The sequence below is a fragment of the Hydrogenophaga sp. genome, assembly GCF_011772445.1.
Classification (GTDB): domain Bacteria; phylum Pseudomonadota; class Gammaproteobacteria; order Burkholderiales; family Burkholderiaceae_C; genus Hydrogenophaga.
In genome coordinates, this window is record NZ_WVZN01000011.1 from 196,467 (window position 1) to 218,921 (window position 22,455).

Annotated in this window: 27 protein-coding genes and 1 pseudogene; 11 read left to right on the forward strand and 17 right to left on the reverse strand. The window is 68.3% G+C overall.

Going from position 1 to position 22,455, the window contains the following annotated elements; genetic code table 11:
* Nucleotide 1: 1 nt before the first annotated feature.
* From GTO19_RS05545 to GTO19_RS05565, 5 genes are read right to left on the reverse strand one after another with little or no spacing between them, the layout of a single operon-like run.
* Entirely contained in the window at nucleotides 2-598 is a 597-nt protein-coding gene (locus GTO19_RS05545; protein ID WP_291022590.1) for an SCO family protein, read from the reverse strand.
* The gene (gene cyoE, locus GTO19_RS05550; RefSeq protein WP_291022593.1) at nucleotides 592-1,494 is read right to left on the reverse strand and encodes a heme o synthase; all 903 of its coding nucleotides are present in this window, start codon (nucleotides 1,492-1,494) and stop codon (nucleotides 592-594) included. The genes GTO19_RS05545 and cyoE overlap by 7 nt, the downstream gene beginning before the upstream one ends.
* Nucleotides 1,491-2,642: a heme A synthase gene (locus GTO19_RS05555; protein WP_291022595.1), complete on the reverse strand. Its 1,152-nt coding sequence runs from the start codon at nucleotides 2,640-2,642 to the stop codon at nucleotides 1,491-1,493. Before GTO19_RS05555 ends, cyoE begins: the two co-directional genes overlap by 4 nt.
* 1 nt (nucleotide 2,643) lies before the next feature.
* A complete protein-coding gene (locus tag GTO19_RS05560) occupies nucleotides 2,644-3,321 on the reverse strand; it encodes a hypothetical protein (protein ID WP_291022597.1) in 678 nt (225 codons plus the stop codon).
* Nucleotides 3,305-4,063: an SURF1 family protein gene (locus tag GTO19_RS05565; protein ID WP_291022600.1), complete on the reverse strand. Its 759-nt coding sequence runs from the start codon at nucleotides 4,061-4,063 to the stop codon at nucleotides 3,305-3,307. The genes GTO19_RS05560 and GTO19_RS05565 overlap by 17 nt, the downstream gene beginning before the upstream one ends.
* Nucleotides 4,064-4,126: 63 nt before the next feature.
* On the opposite strand from GTO19_RS05565, the gene GTO19_RS05570 reads away from it, so the two are divergent.
* A complete protein-coding gene (locus GTO19_RS05570; protein WP_291022602.1) occupies nucleotides 4,127-4,363 on the forward strand; it encodes a twin transmembrane helix small protein in 237 nt (78 codons plus the stop codon).
* Nucleotides 4,364-4,438: 75 nt separating this feature from the next.
* Here GTO19_RS05570 and GTO19_RS05575 read toward each other — a convergent pair whose 3' ends face one another.
* The 8 genes from GTO19_RS05575 to GTO19_RS05610 all read right to left on the reverse strand — a co-directional run bounded on the left by GTO19_RS05575 (nucleotide 4,439) and on the right by GTO19_RS05610 (nucleotide 10,824).
* The gene (locus tag GTO19_RS05575) at nucleotides 4,439-5,320 is read right to left on the reverse strand and encodes a cytochrome c oxidase subunit 3 (protein ID WP_291022604.1); all 882 of its coding nucleotides are present in this window, start codon (nucleotides 5,318-5,320) and stop codon (nucleotides 4,439-4,441) included.
* Between the two features lie 64 nt (nucleotides 5,321-5,384).
* Nucleotides 5,385-5,585: a DUF2970 domain-containing protein gene (locus GTO19_RS05580; protein WP_291022660.1), complete on the reverse strand. Its 201-nt coding sequence runs from the start codon at nucleotides 5,583-5,585 to the stop codon at nucleotides 5,385-5,387.
* A 5-nt stretch (nucleotides 5,586-5,590) separates the two neighbouring features.
* The gene (locus tag GTO19_RS05585) at nucleotides 5,591-6,190 is read right to left on the reverse strand and encodes a cytochrome c oxidase assembly protein (protein WP_291022606.1); all 600 of its coding nucleotides are present in this window, start codon (nucleotides 6,188-6,190) and stop codon (nucleotides 5,591-5,593) included.
* Nucleotides 6,191-6,206: 16 nt separating this feature from the next.
* Nucleotides 6,207-6,317, reverse strand: coding sequence for a cytochrome oxidase small assembly protein (locus GTO19_RS05590; protein ID WP_291022608.1), 111 nt, complete (start codon nucleotides 6,315-6,317; stop codon nucleotides 6,207-6,209).
* Nucleotides 6,318-6,336: 19 nt separating this feature from the next.
* A complete protein-coding gene (ctaD, locus tag GTO19_RS05595) occupies nucleotides 6,337-7,956 on the reverse strand; it encodes a cytochrome c oxidase subunit I (protein WP_291022610.1) in 1,620 nt (539 codons plus the stop codon).
* 41 nt (nucleotides 7,957-7,997) lie between these two features.
* Nucleotides 7,998-9,134, reverse strand: coding sequence for a cytochrome c oxidase subunit II (coxB, locus tag GTO19_RS05600; protein WP_291022662.1), 1,137 nt, complete (start codon nucleotides 9,132-9,134; stop codon nucleotides 7,998-8,000).
* A 135-nt stretch (nucleotides 9,135-9,269) separates the two neighbouring features.
* Entirely contained in the window at nucleotides 9,270-9,755 is a 486-nt protein-coding gene (locus GTO19_RS05605; protein ID WP_291022612.1) for a DUF2244 domain-containing protein, read from the reverse strand.
* Between the two features lie 160 nt (nucleotides 9,756-9,915).
* Nucleotides 9,916-10,824 (reverse strand): biotin synthase, encoded by a 909-nt coding sequence (locus tag GTO19_RS05610; protein ID WP_291022615.1) that lies wholly within the window; start codon nucleotides 10,822-10,824, stop codon nucleotides 9,916-9,918.
* 63 nt (nucleotides 10,825-10,887) lie between these two features.
* Between GTO19_RS05610 and GTO19_RS05615 the strand changes: the two genes are divergently transcribed.
* The 3 genes from GTO19_RS05615 (at nucleotide 10,888) to GTO19_RS05625 (ending at nucleotide 12,586) form a co-directional block, all read left to right on the forward strand.
* Nucleotides 10,888-11,607, forward strand: a complete 720-nt coding sequence (locus tag GTO19_RS05615; RefSeq protein ID WP_291022617.1) for a ComF family protein — start codon at nucleotides 10,888-10,890, stop codon at nucleotides 11,605-11,607.
* Between the two features lie 32 nt (nucleotides 11,608-11,639).
* Nucleotides 11,640-12,113: a tRNA (uridine(34)/cytosine(34)/5-carboxymethylaminomethyluridine(34)-2'-O)-methyltransferase TrmL gene (gene trmL / locus GTO19_RS05620; RefSeq protein ID WP_291022619.1), complete on the forward strand. Its 474-nt coding sequence runs from the start codon at nucleotides 11,640-11,642 to the stop codon at nucleotides 12,111-12,113.
* A gap of 65 nt (nucleotides 12,114-12,178) precedes the next feature.
* Nucleotides 12,179-12,586, forward strand: a complete 408-nt coding sequence (locus GTO19_RS05625) for a hypothetical protein (RefSeq protein WP_291022621.1) — start codon at nucleotides 12,179-12,181, stop codon at nucleotides 12,584-12,586.
* 10 nt (nucleotides 12,587-12,596) lie between these two features.
* On the opposite strand, the gene GTO19_RS05630 is transcribed toward GTO19_RS05625, so the two are convergent.
* The 3 genes from GTO19_RS05630 to GTO19_RS05640 are packed head-to-tail and all read right to left on the reverse strand — an operon-like array spanning nucleotide 12,597 to nucleotide 14,531.
* The gene (locus tag GTO19_RS05630) at nucleotides 12,597-13,052 is read right to left on the reverse strand and encodes a MaoC family dehydratase (RefSeq protein ID WP_291022623.1); all 456 of its coding nucleotides are present in this window, start codon (nucleotides 13,050-13,052) and stop codon (nucleotides 12,597-12,599) included.
* Between the two features lie 56 nt (nucleotides 13,053-13,108).
* A complete protein-coding gene (locus tag GTO19_RS05635; protein ID WP_291022624.1) occupies nucleotides 13,109-13,717 on the reverse strand; it encodes a ParA family protein in 609 nt (202 codons plus the stop codon).
* A gap of 49 nt (nucleotides 13,718-13,766) precedes the next feature.
* Complete coding sequence (locus GTO19_RS05640; RefSeq protein ID WP_291022626.1) at nucleotides 13,767-14,531, reverse strand: sulfite exporter TauE/SafE family protein; 765 nt, start codon at nucleotides 14,529-14,531, stop codon at nucleotides 13,767-13,769.
* Between the two features lie 16 nt (nucleotides 14,532-14,547).
* On the opposite strand from GTO19_RS05640, the gene GTO19_RS05645 reads away from it, so the two are divergent.
* The gene (locus tag GTO19_RS05645) at nucleotides 14,548-15,186 is read left to right on the forward strand and encodes a trimeric intracellular cation channel family protein (RefSeq protein WP_291022629.1); all 639 of its coding nucleotides are present in this window, start codon (nucleotides 14,548-14,550) and stop codon (nucleotides 15,184-15,186) included.
* A gap of 20 nt (nucleotides 15,187-15,206) precedes the next feature.
* A complete protein-coding gene (locus tag GTO19_RS05650; protein ID WP_291022631.1) occupies nucleotides 15,207-15,641 on the forward strand; it encodes a DUF1841 family protein in 435 nt (144 codons plus the stop codon).
* Between the two features lie 55 nt (nucleotides 15,642-15,696).
* Here GTO19_RS05650 and GTO19_RS05655 read toward each other — a convergent pair whose 3' ends face one another.
* Nucleotides 15,697-16,365: a c-type cytochrome gene (locus tag GTO19_RS05655; protein WP_009517358.1), complete on the reverse strand. Its 669-nt coding sequence runs from the start codon at nucleotides 16,363-16,365 to the stop codon at nucleotides 15,697-15,699.
* Between the two features lie 127 nt (nucleotides 16,366-16,492).
* On the opposite strand from GTO19_RS05655, the gene GTO19_RS05660 reads away from it, so the two are divergent.
* The 5 genes and pseudogenes from GTO19_RS05660 to GTO19_RS05680 form a co-directional block, all read left to right on the forward strand.
* Nucleotides 16,493-17,335 carry a MoxR family ATPase gene (locus tag GTO19_RS05660; protein WP_291022634.1) on the forward strand — a complete coding sequence of 281 codons (843 nt, stop codon included), beginning with the start codon at nucleotides 16,493-16,495 and terminating at the stop codon, nucleotides 17,333-17,335.
* A gap of 1 nt (nucleotide 17,336) precedes the next feature.
* Nucleotides 17,337-17,930 (forward strand): GNAT family protein, encoded by a 594-nt coding sequence (locus GTO19_RS05665; RefSeq protein WP_291022636.1) that lies wholly within the window; start codon nucleotides 17,337-17,339, stop codon nucleotides 17,928-17,930.
* Nucleotides 17,931-17,946: 16 nt separating this feature from the next.
* On the forward strand, nucleotides 17,947-19,134 hold the full coding sequence (locus tag GTO19_RS05670) for a VWA domain-containing protein (protein WP_291022638.1): 1,188 nt from the start codon (nucleotides 17,947-17,949) through the stop codon (nucleotides 19,132-19,134).
* Between the two features lie 106 nt (nucleotides 19,135-19,240).
* Nucleotides 19,241-21,178 (forward strand): autotransporter assembly complex family protein, encoded by a 1,938-nt coding sequence (locus GTO19_RS05675; protein ID WP_291022640.1) that lies wholly within the window; start codon nucleotides 19,241-19,243, stop codon nucleotides 21,176-21,178.
* An 8-nt stretch (nucleotides 21,179-21,186) separates the two neighbouring features.
* Nucleotides 21,187-22,455, forward strand: a pseudogene (locus tag GTO19_RS05680) (hypothetical protein); the annotation flags it as partial.

Genomic DNA, 22,455 nt, shown 5'->3' on the forward strand with positions numbered 1-22,455 from the left:
CTTAGCCCTGCAGAAGCAGCTTGACGTCGTCCGCCAGCGACTGAGCCCCACTGCCGTAGCGGTGGTACAGGCGGATGCGGCCCTGCGGGTCGTACACATAGCTGCCGGCGGAATGGTCCATCGTGTAGCTCGTGGGCGTCTTGCCTTCGACCTTCTTGTAGTAAACCTTGAAGCTCTTGGCCACGGCCTCCAGCTCGCCCGGCGCGGCGTACAGCGCGAGGAAGCTCGGGTCGAAATTCGTCACGTACTGCTTCATCACCTCGGGCGTGTCGCGCTCCGGGTCGACGCTGAGGAACAGCCCCTGGAAACGCTCGCCATCGGGGCCGAGCAGGCGCTTGGCCTCGGCCATCTCGGTCATTGAGGTCGGGCAGACGTCGGGGCACTGCGTGAAGCCGAAAAAGATCACCACGGCCTTGCCCTTGAAGTCGTCCAGCGTGCGCTTCTGGCCGTTGTGGTCGGTGAGCGAGAAGCCGGTGGCGTAGTCGGCGCCGGTGATGTCGATGGCCTTGAAGGCCTTTGGCGAATCCGAGCACGCGCTCAGCGCGGCGGCGCTGGCGGCGGCCACGAGCAGGCGGCGGCGCGAGAGGTGGGTCACCATGGCAGGTAGTGGTCGATGAGCAGCGCTGCGAAGAGCAGCGACAGGTGGATCAGCGAAAAGCGGAAAGTCTTTCGAGCCAGCGCGTCGGAATAGTTCCGCCACAGCGCGAAGGCGTAGCCACAGAAGCCGATGCCCAGCAGCAGCGCGCCCACCAGGTAGAACCAGCCGCTCATGCGAAGCATGAAGGGCAGCAGCGTGGCCGCCAGCAGCACGAAGGTGTACAGCAGGATCTGCAGGCGCGTGAATTCGGAGCCGTGCGTCACCGGCAACATGGGCAGGCCGGACCTGCGGTAGTCCTCCACGCGGTAGAGCGCCAGCGCCCAGAAGTGCGGCGGCGTCCAGAGGAAGATGATGAGGAAGAGAATCAGCGCCTCGGGTGCGACCGTGCCTGTCATCGCAGCCCAGCCCAGCACCGGCGGCATGGCGCCCGAGGCGCCGCCGATCACGATGTTCTGCGGCGTCAGCGGCTTGAGGATGACCGTGTAGATGACCGCGTAACCCACGAAGGTGGCGAACGTGAGCCACATGGTGAGCGGGTTCACCCAGAACCACAGAATGGCCGAGCCGAGCGCGCACAGCGCGGCCGAGAACGTGAGCGTCTGCCAGTTGGTGAGTTCGCCCTTGGCCGTGGGGCGCCAGGCGGTGCGCCTCATCTTCGCGTCGATGTGCTGTTCAACCACGCAGTTGAAGGCCGCGGCCGCGCCGGCCACGAGCCAGATGCCGACGCAGGCGATGGCCGCGAGCCGCACCTGCGGCCAGCTCGGCAGCCCCGGCACGGCCAGCACCATCCCGATGAGCGCGCAGAAGACGATGAGCTGGATCACGCGCGGCTTGGTCAAGGCGTGGAACTGGCGCCAGGTGGAGGGCATGGGCAGGGGGTGTGCGTTCGAGCTCATCGCGCAGCCTCCGTGAAGCGCCACCGGGCAGCCGGCGCGGGGCGCCCGCGCGTGGCCGCGACGGCACCGGTGAAGGCGATGACCAGCGCGGCCGCACCACCCGTGTGGCTGACGGCGGCGAGCAAGGGCCAGTCGAGCACCACGTTGCTCAGGCCCGTCAGGAACTGCCAGGCGCACAGCACGACGAGCGCGCGGGCGAAGCGCTCCAGGCCCGGCACGCGCCACAGCGTCCAGGCCAGCGCCAACAGCGCGGCGAATACCGCATAGGCCGTGAGGCGGTGCACGTAGTGGATGGCCGTGAGCGCCGGGAAGGTGATGGCCTCGCCCACGTGGTTGGCGCCGAGCTCGCGCCAGAGCGTGAAGCCCTCACCCAAGTTCATGGTGGGCCACCAGCTGCCCTGGCAGGTGGGAAAGTCGCGGCAGGCCAGCACCGCGTAGTTGGTGCTGACCCAGCCGCCCAGTGCGATCTGCAGCCAGACCAGCGCAAAGGCCGCCAGCAGGGCCCAGCGCTGCGCCGCGCCGATGGGCACAGGCCCCGCGCTGCCGGTTTCGCCCAGGCGGTAGGCCACCGCCTGCGCCCGCAGCAGCGCCAGCAGCACGAGGCCCCCCAGCAGGTGCAAGGTGACGATGGCGGGAAACAGTTTCATGGTCACGGTGAGCGCGCCAAAAGCCCCCTGCAGGCAGACCCAGACCAGCGTGACCACGGGCCACACCCAGTGCACGTGGAGGCGCCGGCGCTCGATCCAGCTGCCCGCGGCCAGCACGATGATGAGCACGCCCACGCCGGTGGCGAGGTAGCGGTGGATCATCTCGATCCAGGCCTTGGAAAAGGTGACAGGGCCCGTCGGCATGGCCGACTGCGCGGCCGAGATGTCGGCGTGGGCACCGAAAGGACTCGCGGCACCGTAGCAGCCGGGCCAGTCGGGGCAACCGAGGCCGGAGTCGGTGAGGCGCGTGAAGGCACCGAAGAGCACCAGATCGAAGGTGAGGAACAGCGTGACCAGCGTGAGCACGCGCAGGCGCTGCGCGGGGCTGGCCTGGCGGTGCCTGAGCCAGATCCAGGCGAGCGGGCCGATCGCGATCACGATGCCCAACAGCATCATGCGGGTGATGGGCGCGAGGTCGACCAGGGATGCGGTGGCGTCCATTTCAGTCTTCCCGGCCCGCCTTGTCCCAGGACGAGGAGGCCCGCAACAGGCGATCGAGGTCGCGCTTGGCGCGCGCGGCGTCGATGTCGGCGGGGAAGCGCATCATCCAGTGCCCCTGGGGATCCACCACGTAGAGGTGGTCTTCGAGGCGGCGTCCCTCGGCCGGCTTCAGCCACTCGGCCAGTGCGGCGGCGTCGACGTGCAGCACCGTGGCCGCCGCCGTGGCCGCGCGCAGCGGCTCGCGCAGCTCGGTGGCGCCGGTGCGCAGCCATACCCAGTCGAGGCGGTCCTTCTCACGGCCCAGCGTTTCGCGCAGCTGGCGCTGCAGGTAGAGGTGCTTCTCGCAAGCGGCGTCGCAGGCGCTGTCGGCCACGCTCACCAGCAGCCACTGGCCCTGCAGCGAAGCCAGCGGCACCGTGCGCCCCTGCGCGTCGGTGGCGTCGATCGCCGGCAGAGCGGGTTGGGAGGTGACGAGCTCGCCGTAGTTGCGCCGGCCCTCCGGCCGTATCACGTAGTAGGTGAAGTACGAGGCGATGACAGGCGCTGCGCACACGAGCAGGATGGCGAACATCTTCCAGCGGCCACTGCGCGTGGCCGCGGCGCGCTCGGCGTTGCCGCGATCGGGTGTGGGCAGGCTGTGCACCGTCAGCGTCAGGGGTTCATCAGGCGTCTGGGCCATGGAGGCGGGCGCGTTGGCGGCGGGGTTGAATGATCTGGAACCAGAGGTAGAGGCCAGCGACCAGTGCGCACAGGGCGAACCACTGGAAGGCGTAGCCATGGTGCTTCTGCACGTCGGTGGCGGGCAGCGGCCATTGGCGACGCAGCGGGCCTTCGTCGCCACCCGTTTGCTGGACCGAGACGTCCAGCAACGCGAGACCGGTTTCCAGCCGGTAGGCAGCGGGCTCGACATTTTGCCGGATGGACCCGGTACCGGCCTCGCCGAACTGGTAAAGGCGCCCGGGTGGCGGGGCCAAGCGCCCTTGCACGGTCACCTCGCCAGGGGGCGTCGCCACCTCGGGCACGCGCTGGCGGTCGTTGAAGTCGCGCGGCACCCAGCCCCGCTGCACGAGCACTGTGCGGTCGCTGCCGCTCAGGCGCAGCGGCGTCACCAGGAAGAAGCCCACACGACCGTCCATCTGGCGGTTGTCGAGAAACACGCTGTGCTGCGCGAGCCATTGCCCCTGCAGGCGCACCGGCCGGTACGCGCCAGAGGCCGGGTCGGCCTGCGCGAGCAGTTCGCGGTTGTCCCAGGCGGGCAGATCGGCGCGTGAACGGATCGACGCCTCCAGCGCGGTCTTCTGCGCCGCGCGGTCCAGCTGCCACACGCCGAGCGAGGCGGTGGCGGCCACGGTCAGGGCCGCCGCCACGCTGACGACGACAAAGCGGGCGCGACTCGTCGGGGTAGGCTCCGCGCCGCTCATGCACCGCCTCCGACGCGGCCCCGTCCGACAGCGCCTCGCGGCGAGGCCCGGATAATGCGGTCCATGAAGTACTTCGTGATCGTGGCTTTCGTGGCCATCATCGGCAGCCTGGCCGCGGCGCTGGTGTTCATGATGCGTGGCGGCGTGCACGACGACAAGGACAACGAAGCCCCCCGCAAACGCCACATGGCGCGCGCGCTGGCCTTTCGCGTGGGCTTTTCCATTTTGCTGTTCGTGCTGGTGCTGGTGGCGTACTTCATGGGCTGGATCCAGCCGACCGGGCTGCCCTTGCAACGCTGAACCCGCCGCCCGGGCACCGAAAGAAAAAAGCGCCTCGCGGCGCTTTTTTCATGGGCGATCGTCCCTGGCGTGGCGTCACATCCAGTAGACGAGGATGTACAGACCCAGCCACACCACGTCCACGAAGTGCCAGTACCAGGCGGCGCCTTCGAAGCCGAAGTGGCGCTCGGCGGTGAAATGGCCTTTGTGCAGACGCAGCGTGATGAAGAACAACATCAGCATGCCGACCAGCACGTGGAATCCGTGGAAGCCAGTGAGCATGAAGAAGGTGGAGCCGAAGATGCCCGAACTCAGTTTGAGGTTCAGGTCGGCGTAGGCGTGTGCGTACTCGTAGCCCTGCACAAACAGGAACACCAAGCCGAGCAACACGGTGACCCACATGAAGCCGATGGTCTTGGCGCGTTGACCGGCCTGCAGGGCGTGGTGGGCGATGGTCAGCGTGACGCCCGAACTGAGCAGCAGCGCGGTGTTGATGGTGGGCAGCCAGAACGGGCCCATGGTCTGGAAGGGCTCCACGATGCCGCCCGGGGAGGCGGTGGCACCAGCCTGCACGCTGGGCCACACGGCCGAGAAGTTGGGCCAGATGAGCGAGTTCTCGAAGCTGCCCAGGTTGGGGAGCGCGTGCGCGCGCGCCCACCACAGGGCGGTGAAGAAGGCGCCGAAGAACATCACCTCGGAGAAGATGAACCAGCTCATGCTCCAGCGGAACGAGAGGTCGATCTTGCGGCCGTACATGCCGGTCTCGCTCTCGTGCACGGCGTCGCGGAACCACTGGAACAGCACGAACAGCCAGAAGACCATGCCGAAGGCCACGGCGTACGCGCCCCACTGCACGCCGTTGACCCATTGGCCGGCGCCGAGAATCACGAAGAAGAGGCCGATGGCGGCCATGACCGGATGGCGCGAGGGTCCGGGGACGAAGTAGTACGGCGTGGAGCCATGGGATGCTGCGGACATGCTGCTCACTCCTGTTGTGCTGTCGCTGTCGATTTCAATGGATGCGTTGCTCTGGTCACCGCCCTCAACCGGCGATCCAGTTCACCAGCGCGATGAGCGCGCCGACGAAGATGAAGGCCATCACGATCCCTACCGCCACCAGATGCAGCGGATTGAGGCGCTTGATGTCCTTTTCGTACTCTGCCCGCTGGCGCACACCGAGGAAGCCCCAGAGCACGGCCTTGACCGTGCTCAGCAGCGAACCGGAACGCGAGGGCTTGGTCATGGCTTTCATGCGCCGCCCTGCGCCGATGCGGCGGGGGCCAGGGCGGCCGACTCGGGGGCTGGCGGCGTCTTGCCGCCCACCTCGAAGAAGGTGTACGAGAGCGTGATCGTGTGGACGTCCTTGGGCAGGCGCGGGTCGATCACGAAGGCCACCGGCCACTCCTTCTTCTCACCTGCCGCGAGCGTGTACTGCGTGAAGCAGAAGCACTCGAGCTTGTTGAAGTGGGCGGCCGACTGCTTGGGGGCGTAGCTGGGGATGGCCTGCGCGGCCATGCTTCGGTTCTGGATGTTCTGGAACTCGTACATCACCGTGGTGAGCTCGCCCGGATGAACCTGGAGCGAACGCACCGCGGGCTTGAAATTCCAGGGGCCGCGCACGTTGGTGTCGAACTCGACCGTGATGGTGCGGGTCAGGTCCACCTGCGTGTTGGCGGGAAGCCTGGCCGCGCCGGGGATGCGCGTTTCCGACACGGCCAGCACGTTGATGCCCAGCGCGTCACAGATGTGGCGGTAGATCGGCACCAGCGCGTAGCCGAACGCGAACATGCCCAGCGCGATCACGCAGAGCTTGCCCACGATCTTGAGGTTTTCCTGGCGCAGACCCATAGCCGGCTCCGACCCTTCAGCCGTTGAACAGCACGAACTTGGCGACGAAGCCGAGGAAGAACACCGCCGCGACAGAGGCCAGGATCAGGCCCAGTCGGACGTTGCTCTTTTTCTGTTCAGGCGTCATGGCGTGGCAGTCGCGGAATTCAGCCGATCACCTTGGTGGCTGTGGCGTCGAGCTTGGGCGGGGTCTCGAAGGTGTGGAACGGCGCCGGCGAAGGCACTTCCCATTCCAGGCCTTCGGCCGCTTCCCAAGGCTTCTGCGGAGCGGTCTCGCCTTTGCCGCGCATGGCGGGCAGGACCACGGCCAGGAAGAAGTACACCTGCGCCAGACCGAACCCGAAGGCCCCGATGGACGCGATCATGTTGAAGTCCGCGAACTGCATCGGGTAGTCGGCGTAGCGACGGGGCATGCCGGCCAGGCCCAGGAAGTGCATCGGGAAGAAGGTGACGTTGAACGAGATCATCGACCACCAGAAGTGGATCTTGCCGCGCGTCTCGCTGTACATCACGCCCGTCCACTTGGGCAGCCAGTAGTAGATGCCGGCGAACATGGCGAACAGCGAGCCAGCCACGAGCACGTAGTGGAAGTGCGCCACCACGTAGTAGGTGTCCTGCATCTGGATGTCGATCGGCGCGACCGACAGGATCAGGCCGGTGAAGCCACCCATGGTGAACACGAAGATGAAGCCCACGGCCCACAGCATCGGGGTCTCGAAGGTCATCTCGCCCTTCCACATCGTCGCGATCCAGTTGAAGATCTTCACGCCCGTGGGCACCGCGATCAACATGGTGGAGTACATGAAGAAGAGCTGACCGGTGACCGGCATGCCGGTGGTGAACATGTGGTGCGCCCACACGACGAAGGACAGGATGGCGATGGAGCCCGTGGCGTACACCATGGAGGCGTAGCCGAACAGCTTCTTGCGCGCGAAGGCGGGCACGACCTGGCTCACGATGCCGAAGGCCGGCAGGATCATGATGTAGACCTCGGGGTGACCGAAGAACCAGAAGATGTGCTGGTACATCACCGGGTCGCCGCCGCCGGCCGCGTTGAAGAAGCTGGTGCCGAAGTGGCGGTCGGTCAGCATCATGGTGATGGCACCGGCCAGCACCGGCATCACGGCGATCAGCAGGTAGGCGGTGATGAGCCAGGTCCAGCAGAACATGGGCATCTTCATCAGCGTCATGCCGGGCGCGCGCATGTTCAGGATGGTCACGATGATGTTGATCGAGCCCATGATCGACGAGGCGCCCATGATGTGCATCGCGAAGATGCCGGCGTCCATCGAGGGACCCATCTGCAGCGTCAGGGGCGCGTAGAGCGTCCAGCCGGCGGCGGGCGCGCCGCCGGGCATGAAGAACGAGCCCACGAGCATGATGGCCGCGGGGATCAGCAGCCAGAAGCTGAGGTTGTTCATCCGCGCGAAGGCCATGTCGGACGCGCCGATCTGCAGCGGGATCATCCAGTTCGCGAAGCCCACGAAGGCCGGCATGATGGCGCCGAACACCATGATGAGGCCGTGCATGGTGGTGAGCTGGTTGAACAGCTCCGGGTTCACCAGTTGCAGGCCGGGCTGGAACAGCTCGGCGCGGATGCCCAGGGCGAGCACGCCACCGACCATCAGCATGGTGAACGAGAACAGCAGGTACAGGGTACCGATGTCCTTGTGGTTGGTGGCGAACACCCAGCGCCGCCAGCCCGTGGGGGCGTGGTGGTCGTGGTCGTGGCCGTGCGCGTCGTGGTGGTCAAGCACTGCACTCATGTCTGTTCCTCAGGTTCTCTCGATCTCGATGCGCGGGCGGATCACTTGCGCGCGGCCTGCACGTCGGCGGGCTGCACGATCTGCTCGGTCTTGTTGCTCCAGCTGTTCTTGGCGTAGGTGACGACCGCCGCAATCTCCGTGTCGGAGAGTTGCTTCCAGGCTGGCATGGCGCCGCCCGCCGCGCCGTTGAGCACGACATGCAGGGCCTTGTTCTTGTCGGCGTCGAGCACGATCGCCGAGCCGTCGAGCGGCTTGATGGGGCCGGCGCCCTTGCCGTTGGCCTGGTGGCAGGCCGCGCAGTTGGCCGCATACACCGACTCGCCGCGCTTGACCAGGTCGGTCAGCGTCCAGACCTTGCTCGGGTCGTCGGCCGCGGCAGCGATGGCCTTGTACTTCTCACCCACCCAGGCGGTGTACTCCTCGGCCGACACCACCTTCACGTGGATCGGCATGTAGGCGTGCTCCTTGCCACACAGCTCGGCGCATTGGCCGTAGAAGTCACCGGTCTTCTCGGCGCGGAACCAGGTATCGCGAACGAAGCCGGGGATGGCGTCCTGCTTGACGCCGAAGGCCGGCACCATCCAGGCATGGATCACGTCGTTGGCGGTGGTGATGATGCGGATCTTCTTGCCCACGGGCACCACGAGCGGGTTGTCGACCTTGAGCAGGTAGTCGTCGGTGGCTTCGGGCTTGCCACTGCTCGACATGGTCCGGTGGGCGGTGTCCAGGGTGGACAGGAAGTCGATGCCCTCGCCTTCACCCTTGATGTACTCGTAGCCCCATTTCCACTGCATGCCCACCGCCTTGATGGTGAGGTCGGCGTTGGTGGTGTCCTTCTGGGCGACCAGCACCTTGGTGGCCGGCAGCGCCATGCCGATGACGATCAGCAGGGGGACGATGGTCCAGCCCAGTTCCACCCAGATCGGCTCAGGCAGCGCCTGCGACTTGTGGCCCACCGATTTGCGGTGCTTGACGATGGAATAGAACATCACGCCGAAGACGATCACGAAGATCACGGCGCATATGCCCATCATGAACCAGTGCAGCCAGTGCTGCTCTTCGGCGATCTTGGTGACCGGTGGCGCGAAGTTGAGCTGATTGACCGCGGGCCCGCCCGGCAGATCATTGACCTTCTGAGCAGCCACCGAGGTCCAGACCCCGGCGCTCAGCAGTGCCAGTCCCGCCGCGTTGCGCGCTGCACGTAGGGATTGCAGCGTCTTCGTCGTCTTACTCACTTGTTGCGCCTCAAATATAAGTATCGATTGATATCGATCCCGATTACACCAAAACCTGTCCACCTTGCGCCAGCGCCTTCAGACGCCGCGCAGGGCTTGTCGCATCTCCTGCGCCAGCACAGGCCGTAGTTCGGCGCGCACATGGCGCCCGACATGCACCGACTGGCCTCCGCCGCGAACCTCGATGAGCGCTCCGGCATTCTCCCCCGCTGCGATCCGCACCTGCCCGCGAGCGAACTCACGGCGAACCAGCCGACCGGCGCTTTCCTGCTCCACCACCAGCGCCGCCGCCCGCAGGCGGATGCACTCACCATCGGTGGCGTGGCGCGCGTACACGAGGAACGCGACGGCCAGAGCCAGCAGTTCCAGCACCGCAAACGGCAGCACCAGCGTCGCGCCCTGGGTCCAGAAGAACCCGGCCACACTCAGTGACACGACACAGAGGGAGGCGTACAGGATGCCGAGCTGGCGAGGCGTGATCGAACAGTTGCGCCGCAGTCGCCACTCCACACCGTCTTCATCGGCACGGGTCGCGAAACGCAATGCGCTGCTGGACTGGCTCACACCCACCACCGGTTGGGTGGCGCGCCACCCGAAGACGGCGCGCCGGCACAGGGAAAATGCCCTTCAACTCAAACCGCGGGATTGTAGCCGCCGTCATCGGGCCGCCACGCAGCAAGCCGGCAGACCTGGTCGGGTTCTGTTGACGTCCTGCGTGCGCGGCTCAGCCGCGGCGCTGGCGCAACTGCTCGCGCAGCGTATCCAGCGGCACCGTCGCGTCGCCCCGTGCGGGCCGTGGCGCGGCCTTGAAGGCGTGGCCATAGACGATCTCGACCGTCAGGCGCAGGCGGCCATCGGCCGTGCGCGGGCCGTGGGCCTCGATCGCCGCCAGCATGCGGTCTCGCCAGCCCCGGCCCCGGCAGGCCGCAAACCGCCCCGCCGACAGGTTGCGCCCGAAACCGCGCAGCTCCCCGACCAGCCCCACCGCGCTGCCGTAGGTGAGCTCCAGGCGTTCCATGTCCATCACGGGCTCGGCGAATCCGCCGTGCACGAGCATGTCGCCCCAGTCGTGCATGTCGGTGAAACCGTGCGTCGGCGCAGGCCAGCCCTCGGCGGCCCAGACGCTGCGCAACTCCTGCAGACTGTCCGGCCCGAGACAGGCGAACATCAGGAAGCCGCCGGTGGCGATGTGCGCGTGCCAGCGCGCGATCAGATGCTGCGGCTGCGGCTCGGCGTGCAGGCCCATGTTGGCCCACAGCATCTGCACCGGGCGCTGCGGATCGGCGGCGAGCGGCTCCACCCAGCGCGAGCGGCGCAGGGGATTCCAGGACCGGGGCGCGGGCTCCCGCGTCGCCGCCAGGGCGCCCGCCAGGTCGCGCGACCACACCTGGCAGCCGGCCTGCGGCAGGGCCGCGCGCAAGCGCGCATGCGCCTGCAGGCCGCCGAGCACGGGTTCCCAATGCAGCCAACTGGTGGGTGGTTCGCGGAACCATTGCAGGCGCTCGACCATGCGACCCGCCACCTCTTCATGCAGCCAGGGGCTGTTCTGGCGCGGCAGGCCCAGCCAGCGGGCGCAGGCCACGGCGTCGAGGCCGGGCACGGCGTCGCTGGCGTCGGAAGGGGAAGGGTTCAAGGCGGTGGGCCGGCGCGAACCGGCCACGGTATCGAAAGCGGGCGCTCAGTATATTGAGCCCGCATGGGGCGATTCAGCGCGTTGAGCAAAGGCCTGGCGTGGCCCAGTCAATGCCGGGTGTGCGGCCTGTGGCCAGCCCAGCCGCTGTGCACCGCCTGCCGCCGACGCTTTGCGCCCGTCCGCCCGCGCTGCCCGCACTGCGCGGCCCCGGTCGACGGCGCGTCGCCCTGCCCCTGCCTGGCGCAGGCCGTGGAGTCGGCGCTGGCCGCCTGCGCGGTGGCGGTGGACTACGTCTACCCCTGGGATCGCCTGATCGCCCGCTTCAAGTTCCAGGGAGAGCCGGGCTGGGCGAAGCCCTTCGCCCGCCTGATGCTCGACGCGCCGGGCGCCACCGCTCTGCTCGACGGCGCCGACTGGATCGCCCCGGTGCCGCTGACCCCCGCGCGCCTGGCCGAACGCGGCCACCACCCGCCCTGGGAACTCGCCAGGGCGCTCGCGCGCCTGCACCCGCGCCCCACGCTGGCGGGCACCCTTGTCCGCCTGAGCGATGGCCTCGCCCAGCACCGGCTGGCACGACAGGAGCGCCTGCGCAACCTGCAGGGCGCCTTCGCCGTGCCCATCGATGGCCTGCAAAGGCTGCGGGGTGCCCGTGTTCTGCTGGTGGACGACGTGACCACCACGGGCGCCACGCTGGCCGCCGCCGCGCAGGCACTGCGCGCCGCGGGCGCCGCCAGGGTGGATGCCCTGGTCTTCGCGCGCACGCCCGCGCCCCACGAGCGGTGAACTGAGGCCGCCACTATCATGCGCCGCCCACCATGTTCAACGTCGTCCTCGTCCACCCCGAAATCCCGCCGAACACGGGCAACGTGATCCGGCTGTGCGCCAACACCGGCTGCGCGCTCCATCTGATCGAACCGCTGGGCTTTTCCATGGACGACAAGCTCATGCGGCGCGCCGGGCTGGACTATCACGAGTACGCCGACGTGCAGCGCCACGCGGACTGGGTTGCCTTTCTGCAACAGACCCGCCCCGCGCCGGAGCGGCTGTTCGCCCTCACCACGCGCGGCCAGCGGGGCGTGCACGAGGTCTCCTGGCGGGCCGGCGACTGGCTGGTGTTCGGCGCCGAATCCAGCGGTCTGCCCCTGGCGGTGAGGGACTCGATCGATTCCCGCCGCTGGCTGCGCCTGCCCATGCGGCCGGGCCAGCGCAGCCTCAACCTCTCCAACGCCGTGGCCATCACCGTGTTCGAGGCCTGGCGCCAGAACGGCTTTCAAGGCGGGCTTGCGTGATCCTTATCACACGATGAACCCTTGAAACATCCCCCATTTGGGGCAACTGATCCACCATGCGGCCCATGCAGACCACGATCAGTCCCCATCCCCATCGGCTGAACGCCATTGGTTCCGGCCGGGGGCCGCATCCGGAAGCCGGCGTGGTGCTCGCGTTCATCGCGCGCTGGCTCGGTGGCGCCATCCAGCCACAGCAGCGCCCGCGGCGCACGCCCCACCTGCGTGACATCGTCACCATCCGCCAGCACCTGCTGGGCACGATTGCCGATTGCGTGACCACCGTGCCGGCCCTGCGCCTGCGCCGCCAGATCGAGCAGGCGCGCAACCCCCAGGAACTCTGGCTGCTGCGCAACGACGCCTTCCAGATCATCGCCCAGCGCCACAGTCAGCACGTGGCCGCCGAGCGCATCGACGCCCTGCGCGACCTGTTCGAGGACTGGCTCGACCCCAAGCAGCTCGCCCGCATCCGCTGATGCGTGTGTCTCAGGGGTAGTGCCGCACCAGCGATTCGGCCAGGCACACCGGCTTCTCGCCGCCTTCGCGCTCCACCGTGACCGCCCAGGTCATCTGCCGCCCGCCGTTGTCGATGGGTTCACAGGCCTGCAGCGTCATGTGCGCGCGCAGGCGGCTGCCCACCGGCACGGGAGACGTGAAACGCACGCGGTTCAGGCCGTAGTTCACGCCCATGCGGGAAGCGCGCACCTGCATGGCCGACGCGAAGAACACCGGCAGCAGCGACAGCGTGAGGAAGCCGTGCGCAATGGGCGCGCCGAACGGCCCCGCCGTGGCCCGCTCCACGTCCACGTGGATCCATTGGTGGTCCCCGGTGGCCTCCGCAAAGCGGTTGACCTGCTCCTGCGTGATGGTGACCCAGTCGCTGGTGGCCACGGCCTGGCCCACCAGCGCGTCGATTTCTTCAAGGGTGTCGAACGTGCGCATCGGCGCACTCTACAAAGACCCGCCCCGATGCCATGTCGGGCGCGCGACAACCCGACTCAGTGGTCCAGCCAATCGCAGATGCCCTTCCACTGCTGCAGGTCCTTTTCCACGCGCCAGGGCGCCACGTCGAACAGCGTGAGCCCGCGCGCGGCCAGGTGGATGTAGTTCTGCGTGTCGCGCAGGTAGCCCAGCACCGGCAGATCCAGCCCGGCCACGAACTCGGCCAGCTTGTCGGCGGCGATGGTGCGCGGATCGACCCGCATGCCCACGATGCCCACGGCGGCGCGGCGCGTCTCGGTCAGCTCGTCGAGGAAATCGCGCGTCGCGTAGATGTCGAAGATGCTGGGCTGCAAGGGCACGATGACCTTGTTGGCCAGCTTGAGGACCTCCTTGAAGCGCTTGCCGTGCAGGCCGGCGGGCGTGTCCAGCACCACGTGGGTCACGTCCTTGGGCGGGCGCGCGATCTGGTCGTGCGAGATTTCCCAGGTGTGGATCGGCCGTGCCGTGGGCGGCCGCAGGCGCAGCCACAGGGCCGATGACTGCTGGCGGTCCGCGTCGCCGAGCATGACGTTGTGGCCCTGGCTGGCGAAGTAACCAGCCACATTGGTTGACAGCGTGGTCTTGCCGACGCCCCCCTTCGGATTTGCAACCACCACGATCGGCATGTCGTCTCCTTGAGTTCGGCCGCCGGGGCCGGTACTGGCACAGGTAACGCTATGTTAGCCCGAGGCTGTCCCACACCAGCTTGCAGCCCGTGAGGAACATGCCCAGGTGAATGAGCCGGTAGAACAGCACGGGGCGGATGCGGTGCGCGATGCGCACGCCGATCCACACCCCCACCGGCGCCAGCGGCAGCAACACCAGCGACGTGGCCATGTTGCGCAGGTCGATCAGGCCGAGCCAGGCGTAGGGCACCCACTTGGCCATGTTCACGAAGAAAAAGAAGAAAGCCATGGTGCCGGTGAACAGCACCGGCGGCAGGCGCATCGGGATCACGTACGCGTTGATGGGCGGCCCGCCCGCGTGCGCCACGAAGCTGGTGAACCCGGACGTGGCCGTGAGAATGGCGCCGACCCAGCGCGGCGGCGGCGCGCTGTCGGGCTTGGGCGGGAACAGCAGGCGCTGGGCAAGGAACACCAGCGTGAAGCCGCCCACGATGCCCGCGACCAGGTGCGCGTCGAGCGAGCGGAACAGCAGGGTGCCGATGACCACCCCCACCAGACCCCACGGCAGCAGGAACTTCAGCAGTTGCCGGTCCACGTTCTTGCGAAAGGCCGCCATGCCCAGCAGGTCCATCACCAGCAGCACCGGCATCAGAATGGCCGCGGCCTGCGGCACCGTCACGGCCAACGCCATCAGCGGCACCGCGAGAGAACCGAAGCCGGCGCCGAAGCCGCTCTTGCTGATGCCCAGCAACAGCACGGCCGGCACGGCAACGAGGTAGAAGTAGGGGTCGGCGATGATGGGGAGCGAGGACACGCAAGACAATCCGGCGATGCAAAACGTGACATTGTGGGGGGAAACCCTCAGGCTCCTGGTGGAGCTGGCCGCCACGGTGGCCTTCGCGCTCTCGGGCATCCTGGCCGGCGCGCGCCAGCGGCTGGACGCCGTGGGCGTGGTGGTGGTGGCCTTCCTCGCGGCCTTCGGTGGCGGCACGCTGCGCGACCTGCTGCTCGACGAGCGCCCCTTCTTCTGGGTCCGCCACGTCGAGTTGCTGTGGGGTGTGCTGGGGCTGAGCGTGCTGGCCATGCTGTTCCTGCGTACGCGCCATTTCCAGGTGACCGAGCGTGCCATGCAATGGCCCGACGCCCTCGGCCTGGGCCTGTTCGCCGCCACGGGCGCGCACCAGGCCCTGCTGCAGCAGATGCCGGCGCTGGTGGCCGTGCTCATGGGCATCGTCACCGGCGTGGCCGGCGGCGTGCTGCGCGACGTGGTCTGCAACCAGATCCCCAGCGCCTTCAGCGACCACCGGCCCTATGCGGTGTGCGCCTTCGTGGGCGGCTGGGTCTACGTGGGCCTGTGGGTCATCGCAGCCCCGGGCTGGCTGGCGCTGCTGGCTTGCGTGGGCGTCACGGCCGGACTGCGTGGCCTGGCGCTGTGGCGCGATTGGCAACTCCCGCCGTGGCGGCTTTGAGCAGGCAGGACAATCGACCCATGTTCAATCCCTCCCAAGCCGACGTGCGCCGCTTCTTCTGCGGCGCTTTTGTCAAGCAGCGCGATGCAGCGCCGCTGGACGCCCTCGAGACGCTGGCCGCCCAGTGGATCGCCGAGCACCCCGAGTACCACGCCGAACTGGGCGACGCCGACGCCGCCGTGGCGCGCCTGAGCCAGCCCGACGCGGCGCGCGAAAACCCCTTCCTGCACCTATCCATGCACCTGTCGATCAGCGAGCAGTGCAGCATCGACCAGCCCCCCGGCATCCGCCAGGCCGTGGAGTTGCTCACCGCACGGCGCGGCGACCTTCACGCCGCGCACCACGAGGTGATGGAATGCCTGGGCGCCATGCTGTGGGAAAGCCAGCGCGCGGGCCGCCCACCGGACGGCCAGGCCTACATCGACGCCGTGCGCCGACGGGCGACAAAGGATTGAAAAACAAAAGGCCGCTCACCGAGCGGCCTTTTGTTGCTTGCGATTCCCGACCCGTTCAACGGAAGCGCGACTGAGGCACGGTCTGCAGTTCGCCCTTGACGGTGCTCAGGTACTTGGCGATGGCGCGCATCTCGGCGGGGGTGTACTGCTTGGCAATGCCGGCCATGATGCCGTTGCTGCGGCCGATCACGTGGTTGCCTTCGACCGTGTAGGACTTGAGCGCCACGAAGAGGTAGTCGGCGTGCTGGCCGCCGATCTTGGGGTAGCTCGGGTCGATGGGCTTGCTGAAGTTGGCCCCGTGGCAGGACACGCAGGCGCCTTTGGTCAGCAGCGCGGCGACGTCGGCGCTCGCGGTGGCCGCCGTCTCCGGCGCGGCCGGGCCGGCCTGGCCAGCGTAGAACGCCGCCAGATCGGCCATGTCCTGCTCGGTGAGCGAGCCGGCGATGCCGCGCATGGACGGGTGCTTGCGGTCGCCCTTCTGGTAGGCCTTGAGGGCGGACACGATGTACGGCGCCGACTGGCCCGAGATCATGGGCACCTTGTGGATCTCGGGGAAGCTGTTCTGGTAGCCCTTGATGCCATGGCAGCCGATGCACATCTCGGCCTTCTTGTGGCCGGCCTCCACGTCGCCGGTGACGCCTTGCGCCTGGGCCGATGTGGCAGCAACGAACAGCGTCGCAGCGGCGACAAGGGTACGGGCGAGCGGGTTCAGCAGTGGGGTCATTTTGCTAGCACAATGAAGAACGGCCGGGAAAGATCAACCGCGAATTATATGAGCGGTCGTCGCGCCCCCCGCCACATCCCGAGTCCCGCGCGCGGACAGCCCGCGCCGCCACCCCGAGGTCGCCTTCATGAAATTCCAGGGTTCCGAGAACTACGTCGCCACGCAGGACCTGATGCTGGCGGTCAACGCCGCCATCACCCTCGAGCGCCCGCTGCTGGTCAAGGGCGAGCCCGGCACCGGCAAGACCATGCTGGCCGAGGAGGTGGCCCAGGCCCTGGACATGCCCCTGCTGCAGTGGCACATCAAGACCACCACCAAGGCCCAGCAGGGCCTGTACGAATACGACGCGGTGAGCCGCCTGCGCGACTCGCAGCTCGGCGACGAGCGGGTCAAGGACATCGACAACTACATCGTCAAGGGCGTGCTGTGGCAGGCCTTCACGGCCGACAAGCCGGTGGTCCTGCTGATCGACGAGATCGACAAGGCCGACATCGAATTCCCGAACGACCTGCTGCGCGAACTCGACCGCATGGAGTTCTACTGCTACGAGACGCACGAGCTCATCAAGGCCAAGCACCGCCCGCTGGTGATCATCACCTCCAACAACGAGAAGGAGCTGCCCGACGCGTTCCTGCGCCGCTGCTTCTTCCACTACATCAAGTTCCCCGACGCCGAGACGATGCACAAGATCGTCGACGTGCACTTCCCGAAGCTCAAACAGGACCTGCTGAAGGTCGCGATGAAGACCTTCTACGACGTGCGCAACCTGCCGGGGCTGAAGAAGAAGCCCACCACCAGCGAGCTGCTGGACTGGCTGAAGCTTCTGATGGCCGAGGACATTCCGCTCGAAGCCCTGCAAAGCGCCGACGACAAGGTCTCGATTCCGCCGCTCGTGGGGGCCTTGCTCAAGAACGAGCAGGACACCACGCTGTTCGAGAAGCTGGTGTTCATGAACCAGAGGAACCGCTGACATGACATTCGTCGCACCGGTCGTCCTGAGCGAGCGCGGCGTGCGGCTCGAGCCGCTGGGCCAGCGCCACGAGGATGGCTTGCGCGAGGCCGCGGCCGACGGCGAACTCTGGAAACTGCGCGTCACCTCCGTGCCCGAGCCGGGTCAGACGCGCGAGTACATCGAGACCGCCCTGCGCATGCGCGAGGAAGGGCACCGCTTCGCCTTCGCCGTCGTCGACGAGGCCAGCGACACGGTGCTGGGCAGCACCAGCTACCACGACATCCTGCCCGCCGTGAAGCGCGTGGAGATCGGCTACACCTGGTACGCGAAGCGCGCGCAGCGCAGCCACGTCAACACCACTTGCAAACTGCTGATGATGGGCCATGCCTTCGATACGCTGGGCTGCCACGTGGTGGGCTGGCGCACCGACAACTACAACTTCGCGTCGCAGCGGGCCATCGAGCGCCTGGGCGCGAAGAAGGACGGCGTCATCCGGGGCCACGCCCTGCGCCGCGACGGCACCATCCGCGACACCGTCATGTACAGCATGCGCTCGGGCGAATGGCCCGAGGCGCGTGCGCAGTTGCTGTACCTGCGGGAACGGCACGACTGAACCCGGGGAGATCGCCATGCTGATCGACTTCTTCTACACCCTGCGCTCGGCCAAGCTGCCCGTGTCGGTGAAGGAGTACCTCACGCTGCTGGAGGCGCTCAAGGCCGACGTGGTGGGGCCCACCAACCCCGACGCCTGCAGCATGGACGACTTCTACTTCCTCTCGCGCACCGCGCTGGTGAAGGACGAGAAGCACTTCGACAAGTTCGACCGCGCCTTCGCCGCCTACTTCAAGGGCGTGGAGATGATTGCGGACTTCACCAAACCCATCCCCGCCGACTGGCTGCGCCAGGAGATGGAGCGCATCCTGTCCGAAGAGCAGAAGGCCAACGCGCCGAAGATGGACTGGGACGAGTTGATGGAGACGCTGCGCAAACGCCTGGAAGAGCAGAAGGAGCGCCACGAAGGTGGCAGCAAATGGATCGGCACGGGCGGCACCTCCCCCTTCGGCAACGGCGGGGTCAACCCGCAGGGTGTGCGCATCGGCGGCAAGGGCGGCGGCAAGAGCGGCGTGAAGGTCTGGGAGCAGCGCAGCTACCGCGACTACGACGACACGCAGGAACTGGGCACGCGCAACATCAAGGTCGCGCTGCGCCGGCTGCGCAAATTTGCGCGCGAGGGCAACGACCTGGAACTGGACCTGCCCGACACCATCCGCAGCACCGCGGCGAACGCCGGCTACCTGGACATCAAGATGATCCCGGAGCGGCACAACAACGTGAAGGTGCTGCTGCTCATGGACGTGGGCGGCACCATGGACGAGCACATCCAGCGTGTCGAGGAGCTGTTCTCTGCCGTCAAGAGCGAGTTCAAGCACCTCGAGTTCTATTACTTCCACAACTGCGTCTACGACTTCATGTGGAAGAACAACCGCCGCCGCTACGCCGAGAAATTCCCGACCTGGGACATCATCCGCAAGTACAACAAGGACTACAAGCTGATCTTCGTGGGCGACGCGACCATGAGCCCCTACGAAATCCTGCAGCCCGGTGGCAGCGTGGAATACAACAACGAGGAAGCCGGCGCCGAGTGGTTGCAGCGCCTCACCCACACGTTCCCCAAATTCGCGTGGATCAACCCGGAACCCCAAGGCGTCTGGCAGTATCGACAGAGCATCAGCATCATCCAGCAGCTCATGGGGCAACGCATGTTCCCGCTCACCTTGAAGGGCTTGGAAGACACGATGCGCATGCTGTCGAAATAATCGGCGAATGCGTTTCCTGTCTCCGGCCCGCCACTGCCGGGCCGCGTGGCGGCTTGTGTTCCTGCTTGCGTGCGGCGCAGCCCCCGCGTGGGCGCAAACGGACGGGGTGACGCCGCCGGCCTCCCGACCTGCCCCGGCGCCGATCCCCGACGCGGCCGACGACGACGACGCGCGCGCCCCCGACGCTGCGGCACGCCGCGCCGCCCGGGCCGCGCGCCCTCCGGTCACGACACGCTTCCTCATCGAGCTCGATGCCCCCGAGGAGTTGCACGACTTCCTCCTGCGCCACCTCGACATCCAGCGCTTTCGCGAGCAGCGCAGCCTGGACGCGGCGGAGCTCGAGCGCCTGCTGAGCGAGCTGCCCGCCAATGCGCGCGAGCTGCTGGCCACGCGCGGCTACTTTGCGCCCACCATCGAGATCGGCGAGACCCTGCCGCCCACCCCGGCCGCGGTGACGGCCGCCGGAGAAGGCCCGGTGCCGCTGGGCCGCATCCCGGTGCGCGTCGAGCCGGGGCCGCCCACCACCGTGCAAAGCGTGCAGATCAGCTTCCTGGGCGACATCGCCAATGACGCCGACGCGCAGGCGCAGCGCGAAGCCATTCAGCGCGAGGCCGCGCTGCTGGCCGGCCAGCGCTTCACACAGGACCAGTGGGACCGCACCAAGTCCGCCGCCCTGCGCCGGCTCACCGCCGAGCGCTACCCCGGCGGGCGCATCAGCAGCAGCCTGGCCGACGTGGACGGCGCAAGCTCCAGCGCGCGGCTCTACGTGGAGCTCGACTCCGGCGCGCGTCGCCGCTTCGGCGCCATCGAGGTGGACGGTGTGCAACGCTACGACGCCGACATCAGCGAACGCATCGTGCGCCTCACCGGGCTCACGCCCGGGAGCGACTACGACCTGTCCAAGCTGCAGCAGGCCCAGCAGCGCCTGCTCGACAGCGGCTACTACGACGCCGCCTTCGTCTATGTGGAACCCGGCGCGGGCGGCGAGCCGCTGCCGGTGAAGGTGCAATTGCGCGAAGCGCTGCGGCAGAAGCTCGTGCTGGGCATCGGCGCCAGCACCGACAACGGCGCGCGCCTGTCGCTGGAGCACATCCACAACCGCCTGCCCGGCATCGGCTGGCGCGCGCTGTCCACGCTGCGCTTCGAGCGCCAGGACGGCCTGGCCAGCACGGAGTGGTCCTCGCCCCTGGACAAGGAAGGCTGGCGCTGGATCTCGCTCCTGCAGATGGCGCGTCTGGACAACAACCAGGTGGAGACCACCAGCCAGCGGGCCCGCTTCGGCCAGGCGCAGGAGGGCGTGGAGTACGACCGCAGCATCTACCTGCAGTACGACCGCGCGCGCACCCTCACCGACAGCGAGCGCCTGAGTGGCGTGCGGGGACGCATCGAATCCTCCCTCACGGCCAACTACGCCTGGGCTCGTGAGCGCTTCGACGACCCGATCTCGCCGAACCGCGGCCATGCCCTCGCGGTGGAGCTCGGCGTGGGCACCACCCTGGGCATCACGCGAAAGCCCTTCGGCCGCACGCAGGCGCGCTGGCTGGGCTACTTCCCGCTCGACCGCCAGGCCGAGCTGCCATCCACCGTGCCGGGCGAGCGCCCCACCGCGCGCCCGCCCACGCGCCTGGGCCGGCTGGCGCTGCGGCTCGAAGGCGGCGCCGTCATCGCCGAAGACAGCACCCCCGTGCCCGACACGCAACTGTTCTACGCCGGCGGCGACACCTCGGTGCGCGGCTACGGGCTGCGCGACATCGGCGTGGTGCAGCCCGACGGCAGCGTCCTCGCCGGCCGCTACAAGGCGGTGGTGAGCGTGGAATGGCAACGCCCGGTGTGGGGCGACGGCGTGTCGCGCTCGCCCTTCGAACACGTGCTCTTCATCGACGGCGGCGCGGTGGCCAACCGCGTGCAGAACCTCGATTTCCAGTGGGGCGTGGGCACCGGCCTGCGCTACAACAGCCCGGTTGGGCCGCTGCAGGTGGACCTGGCCTACGGCCTGGAGGTGCGCAAGCTGCGCCTGCACCTGAGCGTGGGCTTCGTGTTCTGAAGGGACCCATGGACGACCCGCCAGTGCCCGTCGCCCCGCCGCCCGTGGCGCCAGCGCCCCCGCCGCGCTGGCCCGGCGCGGCGCGCGGGTTCGGCCGGGCCCTGCTGTGGCTGTTCGGCGCCTTGGCCGGGGCCGGACTGGCCGGTGCCCTGCTGCTGGGTGCCTGGGCCAGCAGCGAAGGCTCGCTGGCGCAGACCCTGCGCTGGGGCCTGGCCTGGCAGGCGGAGAACGCGCCCGAAGCGGGCACCATCAGCGCCGATGGGGTCGAAGGCAGCCTGATCGGCGGCGGCCAGCTCCGCACGCTCAGCTGGGACCAGAGCGGCCTGGCCGTGCAGGCCGAAGGCATTCGCCTGCGCCTGGGCGGCCTCTTCTGGCTCGGCCTGCTGCGCGGCGATTTGCTGGTAAGCGAACTGCACGCCGCGCGCCTGCGCATCGTCGACCAGCGCCCGCCCACCCCCGATTCGCCCGGCGAACCGCTGCAATCGCTGGTGCTGCCGGTGGACATCGAGGCCACGGTCTCGGTGGACGAGTTGCTGCTGCCGGGCCAGCAGCCGCTGTTGCTGCGCGGCCTGCAGGCGCGCTACCGCTACGGCCGCGCCGAACCCGGCCTGGGCACCGAAGACGCGCACACCTTGCTGCTGCGGTCGCTGCAATGGGCCGAAGGCCGCTACACGGCGCAGGCCACGCTGGGCGCGCAGGCGCCCATGCCGCTGCGGCTGCAGGCCGAAGGCGAGCTGAGCACCGAAGTCCCCGAAGGCGGCCGGCTGGAGCTGCGCGCGCGCGCCACCGCGCAAGGCCAGTTGGCCGGTGCCGACGCGGCGCTCGACCTGGTCGCCCAGATCGAACCCCTTGGCCGTGCCGAGGCCACGCCCACCCTGTCCGGTACCGCGCGCCTGCGCCCCTGGGCCCCGCAGCCCCTGGCCGAGGCCGACCTGCGCCTGTTCCGCCTGAACCTAGCGCTGCTGTGGCCGCAAGCGCCCACCACTGCGCTCACCGGCACCGTCGAGGCCCGGCCCGACGGCACCGACTGGCGCGCGCGCCTGGCGCTGACCAATGAATCGCCCGGCCCAGTGGACAAGCGCCGCCTGCCGCTCGAATCCATCGAGGCCGAGGTGCTGCAGAGCGGCGCGCGCTGGACGCTGGAGCGCCTCAGCGCCGCGGTGGCCGGTGGGCGCGTGCAGGCCGAGGGCCGGCGCGACCCGCCCGCACAGGGCGCCGCCTCCGCCTTGGGCGACTGGCAAGGCAGCCTGCGCGCCAGCGGCCTGAACCCCGCGCTG

What these genes read in the sequence shown, in the direction of transcription:
- GTO19_RS05545 (WP_291022590.1), bottom strand. Translation starts at nt 598, where the DNA reads ATGGTGACCCACCTCTCGCGCCGCCGCCTGCTCGTGGCCGCCGCCAGC.
- cyoE (WP_291022593.1), bottom strand. Translation starts at nt 1,494, where the DNA reads ATGAGCTCGAACGCACACCCCCTGCCCATGCCCTCCACCTGGCGCCAG.
- GTO19_RS05555 (WP_291022595.1), bottom strand. Translation starts at nt 2,642, where the DNA reads ATGGACGCCACCGCATCCCTGGTCGACCTCGCGCCCATCACCCGCATG.
- GTO19_RS05560 (WP_291022597.1), bottom strand. Translation starts at nt 3,321, where the DNA reads ATGGCCCAGACGCCTGATGAACCCCTGACGCTGACGGTGCACAGCCTG.
- GTO19_RS05565 (WP_291022600.1), bottom strand. Translation starts at nt 4,063, where the DNA reads ATGAGCGGCGCGGAGCCTACCCCGACGAGTCGCGCCCGCTTTGTCGTC.
- GTO19_RS05570 (WP_291022602.1), top strand. Translation starts at nt 4,127, where the DNA reads ATGAAGTACTTCGTGATCGTGGCTTTCGTGGCCATCATCGGCAGCCTG.
- GTO19_RS05575 (WP_291022604.1), bottom strand. Translation starts at nt 5,320, where the DNA reads ATGTCCGCAGCATCCCATGGCTCCACGCCGTACTACTTCGTCCCCGGA.
- GTO19_RS05580 (WP_291022660.1), bottom strand. Translation starts at nt 5,585, where the DNA reads ATGACCAAGCCCTCGCGTTCCGGTTCGCTGCTGAGCACGGTCAAGGCC.
- GTO19_RS05585 (WP_291022606.1), bottom strand. Translation starts at nt 6,190, where the DNA reads ATGGGTCTGCGCCAGGAAAACCTCAAGATCGTGGGCAAGCTCTGCGTG.
- GTO19_RS05590 (WP_291022608.1), bottom strand. Translation starts at nt 6,317, where the DNA reads ATGACGCCTGAACAGAAAAAGAGCAACGTCCGACTGGGCCTGATCCTG.
- ctaD (WP_291022610.1), bottom strand. Translation starts at nt 7,956, where the DNA reads ATGAGTGCAGTGCTTGACCACCACGACGCGCACGGCCACGACCACGAC.
- GTO19_RS05615 (WP_291022617.1), top strand. Translation starts at nt 10,888, where the DNA reads ATGGGGCGATTCAGCGCGTTGAGCAAAGGCCTGGCGTGGCCCAGTCAA.
- trmL (WP_291022619.1), top strand. Translation starts at nt 11,640, where the DNA reads ATGTTCAACGTCGTCCTCGTCCACCCCGAAATCCCGCCGAACACGGGC.
- GTO19_RS05625 (WP_291022621.1), top strand. Translation starts at nt 12,179, where the DNA reads ATGCAGACCACGATCAGTCCCCATCCCCATCGGCTGAACGCCATTGGT.
- GTO19_RS05630 (WP_291022623.1), bottom strand. Translation starts at nt 13,052, where the DNA reads ATGCGCACGTTCGACACCCTTGAAGAAATCGACGCGCTGGTGGGCCAG.
- GTO19_RS05635 (WP_291022624.1), bottom strand. Translation starts at nt 13,717, where the DNA reads ATGCCGATCGTGGTGGTTGCAAATCCGAAGGGGGGCGTCGGCAAGACC.
- GTO19_RS05645 (WP_291022629.1), top strand. Translation starts at nt 14,548, where the DNA reads ATGCAAAACGTGACATTGTGGGGGGAAACCCTCAGGCTCCTGGTGGAG.
- GTO19_RS05650 (WP_291022631.1), top strand. Translation starts at nt 15,207, where the DNA reads ATGTTCAATCCCTCCCAAGCCGACGTGCGCCGCTTCTTCTGCGGCGCT.
- GTO19_RS05655 (WP_009517358.1), bottom strand. Translation starts at nt 16,365, where the DNA reads ATGACCCCACTGCTGAACCCGCTCGCCCGTACCCTTGTCGCCGCTGCG.
- GTO19_RS05660 (WP_291022634.1), top strand. Translation starts at nt 16,493, where the DNA reads ATGAAATTCCAGGGTTCCGAGAACTACGTCGCCACGCAGGACCTGATG.
- GTO19_RS05665 (WP_291022636.1), top strand. Translation starts at nt 17,337, where the DNA reads ATGACATTCGTCGCACCGGTCGTCCTGAGCGAGCGCGGCGTGCGGCTC.
- GTO19_RS05670 (WP_291022638.1), top strand. Translation starts at nt 17,947, where the DNA reads ATGCTGATCGACTTCTTCTACACCCTGCGCTCGGCCAAGCTGCCCGTG.